The 15,324-nt window shown below is 68.4% G+C and carries 18 protein-coding genes and 1 tRNA gene; 6 read left to right on the forward strand and 13 right to left on the reverse strand.

The window, feature by feature from the left end:
* Nucleotides 1–26: 26 nt before the first annotated feature.
* The 6 genes from ACW17W_RS01770 to ACW17W_RS01795 form a co-directional block, all read right to left on the reverse strand.
* The gene (locus ACW17W_RS01770) at nt 27–995 is read right to left on the reverse strand and encodes a WD40 repeat domain-containing protein (protein WP_492078770.1); all 969 of its coding nucleotides are present in this window, start codon (nt 993–995) and stop codon (nt 27–29) included.
* Entirely contained in the window at nt 992–1,198 is a 207-nt protein-coding gene (locus ACW17W_RS01775) for a DUF2093 domain-containing protein (protein ID WP_492078772.1), read from the reverse strand. The genes ACW17W_RS01770 and ACW17W_RS01775 overlap by 4 nt, the downstream gene beginning before the upstream one ends.
* Nucleotides 1,195–2,295 carry a CobW family GTP-binding protein gene (locus ACW17W_RS01780; protein ID WP_492078774.1) on the reverse strand — a complete coding sequence of 367 codons (1,101 nt, stop codon included), beginning with the start codon at nt 2,293–2,295 and terminating at the stop codon, nt 1,195–1,197. The genes ACW17W_RS01775 and ACW17W_RS01780 overlap by 4 nt, the downstream gene beginning before the upstream one ends.
* 150 nt (nt 2,296–2,445) lie before the next feature.
* Complete coding sequence (locus tag ACW17W_RS01785) at nt 2,446–3,417, reverse strand: cation diffusion facilitator family transporter (RefSeq protein WP_492078776.1); 972 nt, start codon at nt 3,415–3,417, stop codon at nt 2,446–2,448.
* A gap of 73 nt (nt 3,418–3,490) precedes the next feature.
* Entirely contained in the window at nt 3,491–4,150 is a 660-nt protein-coding gene (locus ACW17W_RS01790) for a hypothetical protein (protein ID WP_492078778.1), read from the reverse strand.
* A 76-nt stretch (nt 4,151–4,226) separates the two neighbouring features.
* Nucleotides 4,227–5,558: a class I SAM-dependent methyltransferase gene (locus tag ACW17W_RS01795; RefSeq protein WP_492078780.1), complete on the reverse strand. Its 1,332-nt coding sequence runs from the start codon at nt 5,556–5,558 to the stop codon at nt 4,227–4,229.
* 189 nt (nt 5,559–5,747) lie between these two features.
* Between ACW17W_RS01795 and rplU the strand changes: the two genes are divergently transcribed.
* The 3 genes from rplU (at nt 5,748) to ACW17W_RS01810 (ending at nt 7,385) form a co-directional block, all read left to right on the forward strand.
* Entirely contained in the window at nt 5,748–6,287 is a 540-nt protein-coding gene (gene rplU / locus ACW17W_RS01800; protein WP_492078781.1) for a 50S ribosomal protein L21, read from the forward strand.
* 99 nt (nt 6,288–6,386) lie between these two features.
* On the forward strand, nt 6,387–6,683 hold the full coding sequence (gene rpmA / locus ACW17W_RS01805; protein ID WP_492078783.1) for a 50S ribosomal protein L27: 297 nt from the start codon (nt 6,387–6,389) through the stop codon (nt 6,681–6,683).
* Nucleotides 6,684–6,851: 168 nt separating this feature from the next.
* Nucleotides 6,852–7,385 (forward strand): GNAT family N-acetyltransferase, encoded by a 534-nt coding sequence (locus ACW17W_RS01810; RefSeq protein ID WP_492080360.1) that lies wholly within the window; start codon nt 6,852–6,854, stop codon nt 7,383–7,385.
* 45 nt (nt 7,386–7,430) lie between these two features.
* On the opposite strand, the gene ACW17W_RS01815 is transcribed toward ACW17W_RS01810, so the two are convergent.
* Nucleotides 7,431–7,628 carry a hypothetical protein gene (locus ACW17W_RS01815; protein WP_492078785.1) on the reverse strand — a complete coding sequence of 66 codons (198 nt, stop codon included), beginning with the start codon at nt 7,626–7,628 and terminating at the stop codon, nt 7,431–7,433.
* Between the two features lie 130 nt (nt 7,629–7,758).
* Entirely contained in the window at nt 7,759–8,262 is a 504-nt protein-coding gene (locus ACW17W_RS01820) for a hypothetical protein (RefSeq protein ID WP_492078787.1), read from the reverse strand.
* A gap of 192 nt (nt 8,263–8,454) precedes the next feature.
* On the opposite strand from ACW17W_RS01820, the gene ACW17W_RS01825 reads away from it, so the two are divergent.
* Nucleotides 8,455–9,657 (forward strand): threonine ammonia-lyase, encoded by a 1,203-nt coding sequence (locus ACW17W_RS01825; protein WP_492078789.1) that lies wholly within the window; start codon nt 8,455–8,457, stop codon nt 9,655–9,657.
* Nucleotides 9,638–10,180 (forward strand): BamJ family beta-barrel-assembly machinery protein, encoded by a 543-nt coding sequence (gene bamJ / locus ACW17W_RS01830; protein WP_492078791.1) that lies wholly within the window; start codon nt 9,638–9,640, stop codon nt 10,178–10,180. The genes ACW17W_RS01825 and bamJ overlap by 20 nt, the downstream gene beginning before the upstream one ends.
* 13 nt (nt 10,181–10,193) lie before the next feature.
* On the opposite strand, the gene queG is transcribed toward bamJ, so the two are convergent.
* From queG to ACW17W_RS01845, 3 genes are read right to left on the reverse strand one after another with little or no spacing between them, the layout of a single operon-like run.
* Complete coding sequence (queG, locus tag ACW17W_RS01835; protein ID WP_492078793.1) at nt 10,194–11,333, reverse strand: tRNA epoxyqueuosine(34) reductase QueG; 1,140 nt, start codon at nt 11,331–11,333, stop codon at nt 10,194–10,196.
* Between the two features lie 36 nt (nt 11,334–11,369).
* The gene (fzlA, locus tag ACW17W_RS01840; RefSeq protein WP_492078795.1) at nt 11,370–12,053 is read right to left on the reverse strand and encodes an FtsZ-binding protein FzlA; all 684 of its coding nucleotides are present in this window, start codon (nt 12,051–12,053) and stop codon (nt 11,370–11,372) included.
* Nucleotides 12,054–12,103: 50 nt separating this feature from the next.
* Nucleotides 12,104–13,147, reverse strand: coding sequence for a cation diffusion facilitator family transporter (locus ACW17W_RS01845; protein WP_492078797.1), 1,044 nt, complete (start codon nt 13,145–13,147; stop codon nt 12,104–12,106).
* Nucleotides 13,148–13,260: 113 nt separating this feature from the next.
* Here ACW17W_RS01845 and ACW17W_RS01850 point away from each other — a divergent pair, with 113 nt between their 5' ends.
* Nucleotides 13,261–14,061, forward strand: coding sequence for an undecaprenyl-diphosphate phosphatase (locus ACW17W_RS01850; RefSeq protein ID WP_492078799.1), 801 nt, complete (start codon nt 13,261–13,263; stop codon nt 14,059–14,061).
* Between the two features lie 18 nt (nt 14,062–14,079).
* On the opposite strand, the gene ACW17W_RS01855 is transcribed toward ACW17W_RS01850, so the two are convergent.
* Both ACW17W_RS01855 and ACW17W_RS01860 read right to left on the reverse strand, forming a co-directional pair.
* On the reverse strand, nt 14,080–15,069 hold the full coding sequence (locus ACW17W_RS01855; RefSeq protein WP_492078801.1) for a complex I NDUFA9 subunit family protein: 990 nt from the start codon (nt 15,067–15,069) through the stop codon (nt 14,080–14,082).
* Between the two features lie 125 nt (nt 15,070–15,194).
* Nucleotides 15,195–15,281 (reverse strand) — tRNA-Leu (locus ACW17W_RS01860).
* Nucleotides 15,282–15,324: the final 43 nt, after the last annotated feature.

Raw genomic sequence — 15,324 nt, forward strand, 5'->3', positions numbered from 1 at the left:
GTGGGGGCGAGCCTAGGGCAGGGCTGTTAAACTTCCGCTACGCCCGCCGCGCCGTCCTCGTCGGCCCAGGCGACGCGTGTGGCGTCAGGCGACAGGGCCAGGGCGACGATGGACGGGCCGCGTTCGGCCTTGACGAAGTTCAGCCCCTGGCCCGCCGGGTCGGCGACCCAGACACGGCCGTCGGTCAGGCCCGCCGCCAGACGCCCGTGCGTCACCCGGGCGGCGACCAGATTGACCAGGGCGTTCTCGTCATAGCCGATTTCCGTGGCCTCGCGGCCCATTGGCCCATTGGCCCCGATGAAGGGCCAGAGCACCGCGCCCTGGGCGCCCGAGGTCGCCATCAGCTGGCCGCCCGACAGGAAGGCCAGCGACCGGATCTTGGACGGATAGCCGCCCATCCGCATGTCCTTGGCGTCTTTCAGTCGCCAGCCGTGCAACTGGCTGTCCTGCATCGTGGAGACGACGAAGGCGCCGTCGGGCGAGAAGGCGATGCCGGTGTGGGAGCCGGCCCATTTCAGCACGACCGGCTTCTGCTGGGCGATGCGGGCATACCAGAGGGCCGCCCCGCCATAGGTCGAACAGGCGATCCGCCGACCCTTGGGGTCGAAAGCCACGCCGGAGACCGTGCGTTCGTGCTCAAAATCGCGGCGGAAAGCGACGTCCGTGGCGTCGATGACCGACAGGGTCTTGCCGGCGGAGAAGGCGATCAGCTTCGATTCCGGCGAGGCGTCGATGGCGTCGATCCACTGAGCTTTGGCGGAACGGGCCAGCAGACCCGCCTCGCCCTTGCGGCTCCAGACGACCTGCCCGTCGTCGCCGCCGGTCACGACGCCCTGGCCGGAAGGATGCAGGGCCGCGCACAGGACGGCGCCGTCATGAACCTCGGTATAGTGACCGTCCTCGAAACGCACCGAGCCGTCGCCGAGGGCGAAGACCGCGCCGTCGGCGTCGAACAGGGCGGCCGTCGCCTGGGCATCGAAATCAAAGGTCTTCATCGGGTCTCCAGCCACCGCTGTGTCATGGGGGCGGCCGACACATAGGCCTCCTGAAGCTCCACGCTCCAGTAGTTCAGCGCTTCCAGCGGAATCGGCCGGCCTGTAACGGCGCACAACACGTGGTCGCCGGATTTCAGCACCTCGAAATCGGCGCTGTTGTAGCGAAGGACGGCGAGGCGTGAGGGGGCGGGCGGCGGGTTCAAGCCGCGCAGGCCTCGAACCCGGCCTTCAGGGCGGCCTCGTCGAGGTCGCGGCCGATGAAGACGGCGCGGCTCCAGCGGCGCTCGATGGCGCCCCATTCGCGTTGCAGGTCGCCTTCCAGGATCATGTGCACGGCCTGGAAGACCAGACGGCGGTCCTCGCCCTGGACGTCGATAATCCCCTTGGCGCGGAGGATGTTCTGGCCCTGCTCGCCCAGCAGACGGTCGAGCCATGCAGTGAATTTCGCCCCGTCCATCGGCCGGTCCAGGGACAGGGAGACGCCCTTGATGTCATCCTGGTGGGCATGGCCGCGCGCGCCATGGGCGTGATCATGATGGTCATGCGCATGGTCATGGTCGTGATCGTGCGCATGGTCGTTATGGTCGTGGCCGCAGTGTTCGTCGTGGACGTGGCCTTCGTCGCCGTGCGCCGGGTTGGCGAACTGCGGGTTGATGTCGAGAATCCGCTCCAGATCGAAACCGCCCAGACCCAGCACCTGATCCAGCGGGACATTGGCGCGTTCGGCCCGGGTAATGGGGGCCAGCGGATTGAGCTTGCGCAGCCGGCGCTCGACCTCCGCCAGCTCCTCCGGCGTGGCCAGATCGATCTTGTTCAGGATGATGCGGTCGGCGAAGGCCACCTGTTCGCGGGCCTCCTTCGAGTCGTCCAGCCGGGCCATGACGTGTCTGGCGTCGACCAGGGCCGTGACGCTGTCCAGCTGCGTCTTCGCCTTGACGTCCTCGTCGACGAAGAAGGTCTGGGCCACCGGGCCGGGGTCGGCGAGACCCGTCGTCTCGACGATGATGGCGTCGAAGGCGGGCTTGCCCGGGCGTTGCCGTTTCATCAGGCCGGCGACGACGCGGATCAGATCGCCGCGCACCGTGCAGCAGACGCAACCGTTGTTCATCTCGAACACGTCCTCGTCGGCGCCCACCACCAGATCGTTGTCGATGCCGATCTCGCCGAACTCGTTGACGATGACGGCATAGCGCTTGCCGTGATCCTCGGTGAGGATCCGGTTCAGCAGGGTCGTCTTGCCGGCGCCGAGATAGCCGGTGAGGACGGTGACGGGGATCTTGGAAGAGACGATGTCGGTCATGGCGCACACTTAGGGGCGAGGCGGGCCGTGCGCCAGTCGGGGCGGCGGTGATCGGTCAGTGAAGAGTGCTGGTGAGTCGTGAGTAGAGGCGGATGCGGCTCACAGCGGTCCTGCTCACGACTCACCAGCACTCTTCACTCGATACCCCCGTCAGCAGTCCGCGCAGTCGAGCGCCACGCCGGATTCGAGCTGCAAGGTCGTGTGGCGGATGGAAAATCGGGTGCGGGCCAGTCCCTGCGCCTCGGCCAGCAGGGCGTCGGCGTCCGCGCGGTCGTGGACCAGATGGGCGGTCAGGGCGGTCTCGGTGGTGGACAGGCCCCAGACGTGCAGGTCATGCAGGGCCGTGACGCCGGGCAGGCCAAGCAAGGCGGCCTTGATCGCCTCGACCTCGACCCCGCGCGGGGCCGCGTCCAGCGCCAGATCGACGGAATCGCGCAACAGGCCCCAGGTGCCTATCAGGATCACGGCGACGATCACCAGGCTGACCAGCGGGTCGATCACGGTCCAGCCGGTGAACAGGACCACGGCCCCGGCGATGACCACGCCGATCGACACGCCCGCATCCGCCATCATGTGCAGATAGGCGCCGCGCACATTGAGGTCGGCGTGCTGGTCCTTCAGGAACAGCAGGGCGGTGCCCAGATTGATGACGAAGCCGATGCCGGCCGTGATCATGACGACGCCCTCGGCCACGGGGGGCGGATCGGCGAGGCGGCGTACGGCCTCGGCGGCGATCCAGCCGCAGGCGACGATCAGCAGGATGGCGTTGGCCAGGGCCGCCAGAACGGTGGCCTTGCGATAGCCATAGGTGCGCTGGCTGCCGGTGCTGCGCCGCGCCAGCCAGGTCGCGAAACCGGCCATGGCCAGACCAAAGACGTCGGACAGGTTGTGCCCGGCGTCGGCCATCAGGGCCGTGGACTGGGCGAACCAGCCGGCGCCGAATTCGATGGCGACGAAGCCCAGATTGACGAGCAGGGCGACCAGATAGCGCCAGTCGCCCGTGTCTACCGGCCCGTGGCTGTGGCCGGCATGGCCATGGGAATGGCCCCGCCCGTGCGGATGCGCGTGACCGTGATCATGGTCGTCGTGCGCGTGATCATGGTCAGGGTGGTCGTGGGCCATGTCGCGCCTTAGTCCCCGGCGGCCGCCCCGTCAAATCGGGACGGGTCTAAACCTTTGAATGTAAATGTATAACCTAATGCTGCTGGGTGACGACCAGCAGGCCGAGGGCGATCAGGGCGACGCCAAGGACCGCGCCTTCATAGCGCGCCCAGCGCTCCAGTCGCAGGATGGAAAAGCCCGCCCGCGCCACGGCGGTCAGCAGCACCATCCCGCCCACGGTGCCGAGGGCGAAGACGAGGGTCAGCAGGGCCAGGACATGCAGGCCCTCGGTGGCCGACGAGAGATAGAGGGGCAACAGAACCTCCCCCGGCGACAGGGCCATCATGGCCGCCAGCCCGCCGAAGGCCGCCGCATCCGAGACCCGGGGTTCGGGGACCTCCAGATCCGGGCCACCCGCCATGGCCGGGCGTCTGAGCAGGGCCCGGCTCAGATAGAAGGCGCCGAACAGGAACAGCAGCACCGCCGACAGATGCGGCAACAGGCCCTCGACCCAGCGCTCCAGGGCCAGCCCCGCCGCCACGATCAGCCCCCCGACGGCGGCGGTCGAGACGATATGGGCGATCCCGGCGGCGGCGGCGGCGGCCAGGGTCCGACCCATGCCCCAGCCCTGCGCCCGCCCGACCAGCACAAACGGCAGCCAGTGGGTCGGCAGGACCGCATGCAGGAAGGCGGCCACGAAGCCCCCGCCCAGAAGCGACAGCAGAACCGGTTGATCGAGATCGGACGGCGACATCGCCGACCCCATAGCGCGTTACTTTATAACAGTCGAGCAGGATTTTGCGGCAGGGATGGCCGGCTGTCCCCTGTCGTCAGCGATAGAGCGATGCCCGGTCCAGCGGCAGGCCGCTCGGCCCCGGGCGGCGCTTCTGGGCGACGGTCTGGTAGACCAGTGCGGCGCCGCGCTCGAAGGCCTTGGCGCAGAGGGCAAAGAAGATCAGCCACAACTGGGCCCGCTCGGGCCCGACCTGGGCGATGGCCTCGGGGAGACGGTCATAGAGGCGCCTTGACCATTCCCGGGTGGTCAACTGGAAATGCTCGCGCATATCTTCCACGTCCAGAACCTCGAAGCCCAGCCGGCCCAGATTGGTGACCGTCATGCCTATGGTGTCGAGTTCGCCACCCGGGAAGATGAAGCGGGCGATGGTTTTCGTGGACTGGGTCGTCGGTGCGATCTGGTTGTGGTCCGACGTCCCGCGCCGCACCGACGCCTGGTGGAAATAGAGGCCGCCCGGCTTCAGCAGCCGCTTCATCTCCAGAAAATGCCGGTCATGGTTGGCGAACCCGACATGTTCGAACATCTCGACCTGGGAGATGGCGTCGAACTCGCCGCTCATGGCCAGATCGCGATAGTCCTTGAGCTCAAGGGTGATCTGGTCCGACAGGCCCTCGCGCTCGATCTTCTCGCGGGCGAACTTCAGCTGCTCTTCCGACAGGGTCACGCCATGGACGGTGACGCCGTAGTGTTTCGCCGCCCAGCAGGACAGGCCGCCCCAGCCACAGCCGACATCCAGCAGCTTCTGGCCGGGCTTCAGCCTGAGCTTGCGGCAGATCCGGTCCAGCTTCTCGGTCTGGGCGTCTTCCAGACGGCTGTCCGGCGCAAGGTAATAGGCGCTGGAATAGACCATCTCGGGATCGAGGAAGAGGGCATAGAAGTCGTTGCCGACATCATAGTGGAACGAGATGAAATCCTTGTCCTTGCGGCTCTTGTAGCCGGCGCCGATGCCGTCCTCGCCCCGGGCGTCATATGCCGCCGTCTCGTCATAGGGGCGGGCGACCCGGCTGGATCCGAACAGGAACGGGATGGCCTGTCTGGCCAGAAACACCTTGTCGACGCGTTTGGGCAGGTGAATCGCCCTGCCGTGATCCCAGCGGTCGGCGGCTTCCAGCGGGCTGCCGCCAACGACGCCCAGATCACCGGCCGCACAAAGTTCGAACAGGGTCATTATGCCCGGCTTGAGCAGCAGCCGCCGCAATACTCCGGGGCCCGAGATCGTGATCTGGATATCCTGGCGGGCATCGGGGCCGAGCGGCAGGACCTCACCGTTCCACAGCCGGACACTGAGATCCGCGCGAAAATGTTCGGCCACGTGGGCGATGATCAGACGCGCGGCCGCGATCTGCCTGTCAGTCGTGGTGTTCATTGTAGATTCCGAGTGGTTCGTCTGTTCTTTTGCACGGGCGCGGCGATGCGGGCTAGAGACCGGAGTGATTTCAGGCCACGGCTGCCTTCGGCGTTGACTCGGACGGCCCCATCCGTATATGTCGCCGCTCTTCGCCCGCCGGTCTCCCGTCGGGCGCTTCCTTTTTTGCGTTTACGCCGAGGCTTCAACATGTACGCGGTGATCAAGACCGGCGGCAAGCAGTACCGGGTCCAACCGGGCGACACGATCGTCGTGGAAAAACTGGCGGGCGACGCCGGCGCCAATGTGTCGTTCGGCGACGTGCTGATGCTGGGCGGCGACAAGGGCGTGACCCTGGGCGCCCCACTGATCGACGGCGCGACCGTCGCGGCGACCCTGGTCGAGACCCGCAAGGGTGAGAAGGTCAAGATCTTCAAGAAGACCCGTCGTCAGGGCTACCGCCGCACCAACGGCCACCGCCAGCAGGAAACGGTTCTGCGCATCACCGGCATCGAAGGCGCCGGCGAGTCCGCCAAATGGGACGGCGCGGTCGACCTGACCACCAGGGCCGAGATCAACCTGCGCGCCCGCAACCTGGCCGTCCGCAACGCTGTGACCGCCGAGACGGTCGTCGTCGATCACGACGGCGCCCACGTCGACGCCGTGGTGGTTGAGGGTTCGGCCCCCGCCAAGGCCCCGGCGAAGAAGAAGGCCGCGCCCAAGGCTGAAGCCGCCGGCGACGAAGCCTGAGACCATTCACGCCTTCGGGCATTGCGCTTTCGGGCGTGACGACACAAACGCCGACGGACCGGTTCTGACCGGCCAGACGCACAGAGACAGGAGCGAGTTATGGCTCACAAGAAATCCGGTGGTTCGTCGCGTAACGGTCGCGACTCCGAGTCGAAACGCCTTGGCGTGAAGAAGTTCGGCGGCGAGCGCGTGCTGGCCGGCAACATCCTGGTGCGCCAGCGCGGCACCACCTTCCACCCCGGCGTAAACGTCGGCCTTGGCCGCGACCACACCCTCTTTGCCCTTGAGCATGGTTCGGTGAAATTCGCCAAGAAAGCCAACGGCCGTTGTTACGTGTCGATCATCCCGGCCAATGACGACGCCCAGGCCCCGGCCGCAACCATGGCCGCCGAGTAACACGACCGACATCGCCCGGTCGTGTTGCTCCTTCAGGAAGCAGCCGATCCGGACCGAGGGAAATATTCCGCGGGGAGTCTGGATCACCAGGCTCCCCGTTTGCGTTTCCCCGCCTCGAAGTCCGCCCGAGCCCTCCAAGGAGGCGGACCCGTGAACGAGGTCGCGTCCATGTGCATCATCGAAACCCAGCCGGTCATCGAGACCCGGCGTCTGATCCTGCGCTCGCCCGGAGCCCAGGACATCCCCCGCATCGCCGCCCTCGCCAACGATCTGGAGGTGGCGCGCATGACCCAGCGCATGCCGCACCCGTTCAGCCTGGCCGATGCCGAGGCCTTTGTGATTCATGTCGCGGCCCAGGATCCGACCCGGGCCGCAGCCTTCGTCATCGAGCACGAGGATCTGGGCCCTGTCGGGGTCATCGGCCTGCATGAGAGCGGCGATCCGGCGCCCGAGACCGGCTACTGGATCGGCCGCGAGTTCTGGGGCCGGGGTTTCGCGACCGAGGCGCTGGAAGGCGCCCTGGTCTGGGCCGGCAAGCGCTGGAAGCGCCGGGCCCTGATCGCCGGCCATTTCGCCGACAACCCGGCCTCGGGCCGCGTACTGGAGAAGGCCGGCTTCCTCTACACCGGAGAGGTGCGCCAGCCGTTCAGCGATGCGCGCGGGGCGCGGGCGGCCAAGCGGATGATGGTCTGGCTGGCCTGACGCCCGGACTGCGGTCGTCGACCCGTCGCGGCCTGCCGCCTGGTCTCACCCCCCGGCCAGCCCGGGTCCAAAGGCGATGAAGGCGGCGGCGAAGGCGCCCAGTGTGGCGGCTGCGACCCCGGCGGCGAAGGCCGCGACCATACGCGCCCGTCTGCGTCGGCGCCCGCCCGACGGCAGGGTTCGGATCAGGACGAAGGGTCCGCGTTTGAAGGCCTCTGAGCCGCTGATATTATGCTGGGACAAGGACGCCTCCCCTACTGTGACAGAAACCTGTCAGGCAGGGGCGGTGAGGCCGAAAGAAGGCGAACGGCGCTCGGCGACGAAGTCGTGATCCGGCAGCCGCTGTTCGCGGACCCGGCGGGAGGCCGCCGCCCTAGAGGGTGACGGCGATCATCCGGCCGCCGCGCGTCTCGACGCGTCGCATCAGCACGATGCGTTCGCCGCCGGCGCTGACCGGAACAATGATGAACCAGCCGCCATCCGGCAGCCCGTTGAGCATGAACCGGTTATCGGTGCAGGTGCCGGCGCGCACATAGGCGCGATAGTCGGCGTTCGGGTCGGCCACGGTGCGGGCCCGCACCACAGCCTCGGGCAGGGCGGCGGACTCGATCGAGCCGTACAGGGTGCGGAACCGCGCGCGGGTGTAGGGGGTGTCGGGCGTCAGGGCGACGGAGCCGGTGCAGCCATAGGCGACGCCGTCCCGCTGGAAGACGACGCGGCCGTCGATGGCCGCCTGACCCTGAAGGGTCGACCAGCCGAACGCCTCGGCGCTGTAGGCGGAAGACGGCGGCGGGCCATAGGACGGGGCGTTGACCGAGGCGCAGGCGGCGGTGGTCGCGGCGAGAGCGGCGACAGCGAGGATGGAGCGAATGGACATGACGACCTCCCTTGAAGCTGTGCGATCCGTGTGCCCGGACCGGCCCCGGGAGACATACGCCGGGGATGTGACAGGTCAAGGCGGGGCGCCCCGCGTCCGGGTGTCGCCGTCCCCGTTGCGGCGACGACGCGCGGGCGCCACAACCGCCAGAACAGCCGACGTCAGATCGGCCGACCGGTCCAGGAGTTTTGCATGACTGTCGTCTTCGCCGATATCGAGGCGGCCCGCGCCCGCATCATGGGTCAGGTCGACCGTACCCCGGTGCGACATTCCCGCCGCCTGTCGCAACTGACCGGCGCCGAGGTCTGGGTGAAATACGACAACCTGCATTTCACCGGCAGTTTCAAGGAGCGCGGGGCGCTGAACCGCCTGCTGCTGTTGAGCCCGGAAGAGCGACGGCGCGGCGTGGTGGCGGCCTCGGCCGGCAATCACGCCCAGGCCCTGGCCTATCACGGCGGCCGCCTGGGGGTGCCGGTCACCATCGTGATGCCCGAGGGGACGCCCTTCACCAAGATCGACGGCACCCGCAGTCACGGCGCCACGGTCGTCATCCACGGCGCCGATTTCACCGGGTCGACCGAAGAGGCGCGCCGGCTGGAGCGGGAAGAGGGCTCAATCTTCATCTCGGCCTTCGATGACGCCGGCATCGTCGCCGGCCAGGGCGTCTGCGCCATCGAGTTTCTGGAGGATGCGCCCCAGCTGGACAGTCTGATCATCCCCATCGGCGGCGGCGGTCTGATCGCCGGCTGCGCCATCGCGGCCCGCGCCATGAAGCCGGAGATCCAAGTCTTCGGCGTCGAGGCGGCCATGTACCCGTCCTTCTCGGCCCGGCGCGCCGGCGCCACGCCGAAATGCGGCGGGGCGACCATCGCCGAGGGCATCGCCATCAAGGCCGTGGGCGACATCACCTTCGCCCTGGCCGACCCCCTGGTCGAGGATGTCATGGTCTGCGACGAGGAGGATTTCGAAAAGGCGGTCGCCCTGTACGCCACCTGCGAGAAGACGGTGGCCGAGGGCGCCGGCGCGGGCGGTCTGGCGGCCCTGCTCCGGCACCCCGCGCGATTTGCCGGACGCAAGGTCGGACTGGTCCTGTGCGGCGGCAATATCGACGCCCGGATGCTGGCCGTGGTTCTGAACCGCGAGATGGTCCGGGAGCGGAGACTGATCGTCTATCGCATCCTCGGCGACGACCGGCCGGGCATGTTGTCGGCCATGGCGGCGGTGATCGGGGGGCTGGGCGGCAACATCATCGATGTCGTCCACAACCGTCTGGCGCTCGACGTCCCGGCCAAGGGCGCCGAGTTCGACATCATGGTCGAAACACGCGATAGCGCCCACGCCGACGAGATCGGACAGGCTTTGAAGGACAAGGGCTATGCGCTTCGCATGGGGTAGATCTGCGGTCGTCGCCGCGCTGGCGATGGCCGTTCTGGCGGTCGCGGCCTGCAACCGCGGCGCCGGGACGTCGTCGACCGAACGGGCCGACAATGCAAAGGCGGCCGAGGAATTCCTGGCGAAGAACGGCAAGGAGGCCGGGGTCGTCACCCTGCCGTCGGGCCTGCAGTACAAGGTGGTGACGGCGGCGCCCGCAGGCGCGCCCAGTCCCGATCGCAACGATCTGGTGCGTGTGGACTATGAGGGCGCCCTGATCGACGGCACGGTGTTCGACAGCTCGTTCCAGAAGGGCGTGCCCTATGCCACCACGCCCGAACAGGTCGTCCCCGGCTGGACCGAGGCCTTGCAGAAGATGAAGGTGGGCGAGGAATGGCTGCTCTATGTGCCGCCGGCGCTCGGATACGGCGAACAGGACGGGGGCGAGATCCCGCCCAATTCCCTGTTGATCTTCCGCATCAGGCTTCTGGACATGCTGCCGGTGGCGGGCGGCGAGGTCCGGGGCGTGGGCTCGGCCAACGGCTGACGGCGGTTCGGCCTCACCTGGCCCCAGAGGCGCGCCATTCGTCGATCACGGAGGCGTCGGTTTCGCCGGCCATGCCTTGCGCGGACAGGGCCCGGAAATCGCCCTCCGCCACCAGCCTCTTCAACGCCCAGACCGCCGCCCCGCGCACGAGGGGCGCCGGATCGTCAAGCAGGCGACGAGCGCTGCCGACCAGCGCGGGATCCCCGCTGTTGCCGATGGCGTAGAGGACGTTTCGGATGAACCGGTCGCGGCCGATGCGCTTGATCGGGCTCTTCGAGAACAGGGCGCGAAAGGCCGCGTCGTCCAGGGCCGCCAGTTCGGCCAACGGCGGGCTTTCCAGCGCCGGGCGTGGGGCCAGACGGATTTCGCGCGCCATCCCGGCGAACTTGTTCCACGGACAGACCGCCAGACAGTCGTCGCAGCCGTAGATGCGCGAGCCGGTCGCCACCCGGAATTCCTCCGGCCACGGCCCGGCGAACTCGATCGTCAGATAGGACAGGCACCGCCGCGCATCGAGCTGGAACGGAGCGGGGAAGGCCTTCGTCGGACAGGCGTCGAGACAGGCGGTGCAGGAGCCGCAGTGTTCGGTCTCGGCCTCGTCCGGCTCATAGTCGGCGGCGGACAGGATCACCCCCAGGAACAGCCAATTGCCCTCGGTCCGGCTCAGCAGATTGGTGTGTTTGCCCTGCCAGCCCAGTCCCGCGCGCTGGGCCAGAGGTTTTTCCATCAGGGGGGCTGTGTCGACGAAGACCTTGACCTCGGGATCGACGCCCCGCGCCTGCTGGCGGGCCGAGACCTGACCGGCCAGCTGTTTCAGCCGACCCTTGATGACCTCGTGATAGTCGTCGCCCCGCGCATAGACCGAAATATAGCCGTTCGACCGGTCGGTCAGCTGCGGCAGGGGATCGCCGTCGGGCCCATAGTTGAGGCCCAGGACGATGGCGGTGCGGGCGCCCGGCCACATGGCGGTCGGATGGGCGCGGCGCTCCAGCGTCGTCTCCATCCAGCCCATCTCGCCATGCCGCCCGGCCTCAACGAAATGGGCCAGCCGCTCGCCCGCGCTCCACGGCTCCGAGGCCGAGGCGAAGCGGCAGACGTCGAAGCCGAGTTCGGCGGCCGTCTTGCGGATGAAGTCGCGGGGATCAGCGGCCATGGAGGCGGGTGTCCCACACCGGGCGACGCGGCGAAATCAGAAATCCAGATCCGCATAGTGGGGGACGGCGGCCAGACCCTGGAACCGGTCGGTCAGCAGGGGCCGGAAGCTGGGGCGCGACTTGATCTTTACATACCAGTCCTTGAGCGACGGCCAGGTCGCCCAGGCGATCTCGCCGAAATAGTCCAGCACCGACAGATGGCCGGCGGCGACCAGATCGGCCTGGCTCAGGTGCCGGCCCGCCAGTCGGTCACGCGATCCGGCCAGGCCCTCCAGCATCAGCAGATGCTCCTTCAGCGCCGCGCGGCCGTCGCGCAGGGCCCGGGCCTCGGGCGGCCCCAGCCGCATCAGGGGTTTCTCCAGCCGTTCATGCAGCAGGACGGCATTGACCTCGTCATTGAAGCGGCGCTCGAACCAGGCCGTCAGGCGCCGCGTCTCGGCCCGTTCGGCCGGGTCGGCGGGCAGCAGCAGGGGCGATTTCTGCTGGTCCTCGATCCAGCCGAGAATGGCGGAGAGCTCGCACAGGGTCAGGCGATGACGGCCCTGTTCGATCTGCAGCACCGGGGGCATGGCCGAGGGGTTCAGGTCGATCAGGGGACAGTCGGGCTCCCACGGGCGCACGACCGCCTCCTCGACCTCGATCCGCGCTTCGCCCAGCGCCAGACGCACGGTGCGCGAGGCGGGGTCGAACGGGAAGTGAAACAGCACGGGTCCGGACATCCCGCCGTTCCTGCGCCCAACCTCTTAAGGCGGCGTTTACCTCAACCGGTTCAGCCCCAGGGACCGCCCGGAATCGGTGGGGATCCCGGGTCTGCGGCGACGTCCGGGGCGACGTCGGCAGGCGAGGCCGGAACCGCCATCATCCGTTCGCGGGGGTCCGGATGGATGATGACGTCCGCACCGGGGACGGCGGCGTGGATGCGCGCCTCGGCCGCCACGACGATGGCATGCGCCTCTTCCAGGGTCAGGCGCGGATCGAGGTCGATGTGCATCTGGATATGGGTCGCCGCGCCGGTCATGCGGGTGCGCAGGGCGTGCAGGCCGCTGATTCGCGGGTCAGACAGCACAGCGGAGGTCACGGCGGCGCCGACGGCCTCTGGCGCGGCGCGGTCCAGAAGCTGGTCCGCCGCCTGACGCGCCAGACCCAGGGCGCCCCAGAACAACCAGATGGCGACCACCAGTCCGGCGGCGGCGTCCAGCCCAGGCGCCTTCAGCCAGGCGCCCGAGACAACGCCGATCAGGACCACGACACTGGCGGCGAGATCGGCGGCGTAGTGACTGCGGTCGCCCTCGACCGCGAGGGACGGGGCCTGTCTCAGGGCCCGTCCCTGCAGCTGGACCAGACCGGCGGTGATGACGATTGACAGCAGGATGACCGCGACGGCCCATCCGCCGGACTCCACCGGCCTGGGGTCGAACACGCGCTGGACGGCCTCCCAGCCGATGAAGACGGCGGAGGCGAGGATCAGGCCGGACTGGACGAGGGCCGACATGGCCTCGGCCTTGCCACGACCATAGCGATGGTCGGCGTCAGCCGGGGCGGCGGCCCAGCGCACCGCATAGAAGGTGGCCAGGGACGCCGCCAGATCCAGCGCCGAATCGGTCAGGGAGGCGAGGATCGAAACCGAGCCCGAGGCGCCGTAGGCGAAGGCCTTGAGGGCGATCAGCAGGACGGCCGCGCCGACCGACAGCCGGGTGACGTCCCGGGCGATCCTTGCGGCGTCGACGCGCGGCGGCGTCTCCTCCGGTCCTGCAGGCGGGGCGTTCCGGGAAGGGACGGGGTCGACAGGGACGGGATCGACGGGGGCGGTCATCGGGGCCTTTTCGCCCAATGCCGCGCGATCGCCAAATGAAACCCGCCGTCCGACGCTCGCCTATCCGGGCGGGGCTGGCTAAGGGAGGGGCCGGCATCGAACGGGGAGCGGACATGGCGGACTGGCTGGCGGCGATCATCCTGGGGCTGGTTGAGGGTCTGACCGAGTTCATCCCGGTCTCCTCCACGGGCCATATGCTGCTGCTCGGCCATTTCCTCGGCTTCGAGAGCACGGGCAAGACGTTCGAGATCGTCATCCAGCTGGGCGCCCTGCTGGCCATCATCAGCGTCTATTTCCGCCGCCTGTGGACCCTGGCGACGCGCTGGCCCTTCGACCCGGCGGCGCGACGGTTCCTGATCGGTCTGATGGTCGCCTTTGCCCCGGCTGTGGTCATCGGCTTTCTGGCCTATGGCTTCATCAAGACCGTGCTGTTCGAGACGCCCGCCCTCATCTGCTACGCCCTGATCGTCGGCGGGGTGCTGCTGCTGTGGCTGGACCGGATGAAGAAGGTTCCCGTCTATCTGGACGCGGATCTCTATCCGATGCGGGTCTACTTCCTTGTCGGCCTGTTCCAGTGCCTGGCCATGATCCCCGGGGTGTCACGCTCGGGCGCGACGATCGCGGGCGGCCTGCTGCTGGGCACGGACAAGCGGTCGGCGGCGGAGTTCAGCTTCTTCCTCGCCCTGCCGACCATGGGCGCCGCCGTCGCCTATGACCTGTACAAGAGCTGGAACCAGCTGGATTTCAGCGACGCGGGCCTGATCGCCATCGGCTTTCTCGCGGCCTTCCTGACCGCCCTGGCGGTGGTGCGGCTGCTGCTCGACTTCGTGTCCCGCAACGGCTTCGCCCCCTTCGCCTGGTGGCGGATCTCGGTGGGCGTGGTCGGCCTGGGTCTGCTCTACGCGGGCTTCTGAAAAACCCGCAGGACAGGGTCAGGCGGCAGAGAGTTCCGCCGCCGCCGGCCCCTCGGCGAACTGGCCGCCCTTGCGGTAGCGCCACAGGTAGGACGGGGCGATGGCCTCCAGACCCGTCGGCTCCATGCCCAGCTCGGCCAGACCCTCGGCCCCGGGGGCCACGACATTGTCGGTCTCCAGCATCACCACCTGATCGCGCGTCAGGGGCGGGGCCATGCCGACGAACCGGGTCATCTGCATGAAGCCGCCCAGAATCTTCGCCGCGAAGAAGGGCAGGGGCGCCAGCATCCGGTCGCGGCCGGTCTCGCGCAGGATGTACTGCAGGATGGCCTTGAAGCTCCAGACCTCGGGGCCGCCCAGTTCGAAGGTGCGGCCAGCCGCATCCGCCCGGGTGACGGCGCGGGCGATGGCCTCGGCGACGTCGCCGACATAGACGGGCTGGAACTTCGTCTCTCCCCCGCCGATCAGGGGCAGGGCGGGCGCCATGGTCGCCATGGAGGCGAACCGGTTCAGGAAGCCGTCACCGGCGCCGAAGACGATCGACGGGCGCAGGATGACGGCGTCGGGGCGGACGGCGCGGACGCCCGCCTCGGCCTGGCCCTTGGTGCGGGCATAGTCGGCGGCGCCGTTCGCGTCCGCCCCGATGGCGGAGATCTGGACCAGACGGCCGACGCCCAGATCGCGCGCGGCCTCGGCGATGTGGACCGCAGCGTCGACATGCAGGGCCCGGAAACTGCGCTTGCCGCCCTCATACAGGATGCCGACCAGATTGACCGCCGCATCGGCGCCCTTCAGGGCGGCGTCGATATCGGCCCTGGAGGTCACATCGCAGCGCATCAGCTGGATCTGGCCGGGATCGCCGAGCGGACGAAGCTCGGGCGCCAGGTTCGGATTGCGCACCGCCACCCGCACCCGCCAGCCGGCCTTCGCGAGGGCGCGCACGGCCTGGGTTCCGACAAAGCCGGAGCCGCCGAAGACGGTGACGAGGCCGGGGGTGAACGCAGACATGGACGGCTCCTTGGCGATGCAGGGTCCGATTAGACCAAGCGCAGCCGGGACGGAAGGGCGCGAGACCTGACGAGGCCGGAATCAAAAACCCCGCTGCGTCGGAACGCAGCGGGGTTTCAGAAAGATGGTGCCCAGAAGAGGACTCGAACCTCCACGGCCTTTCGGCCACTGGCACCTGAAGCCAGCGCGTCTACCAATTCCGCCATCTGGGCCCAGACTGCGCCGTCTCCATACATATGCGGAGGCGTCTTCGTC

This window comes from Brevundimonas sp. FV1ye29L (assembly GCF_058681095.1).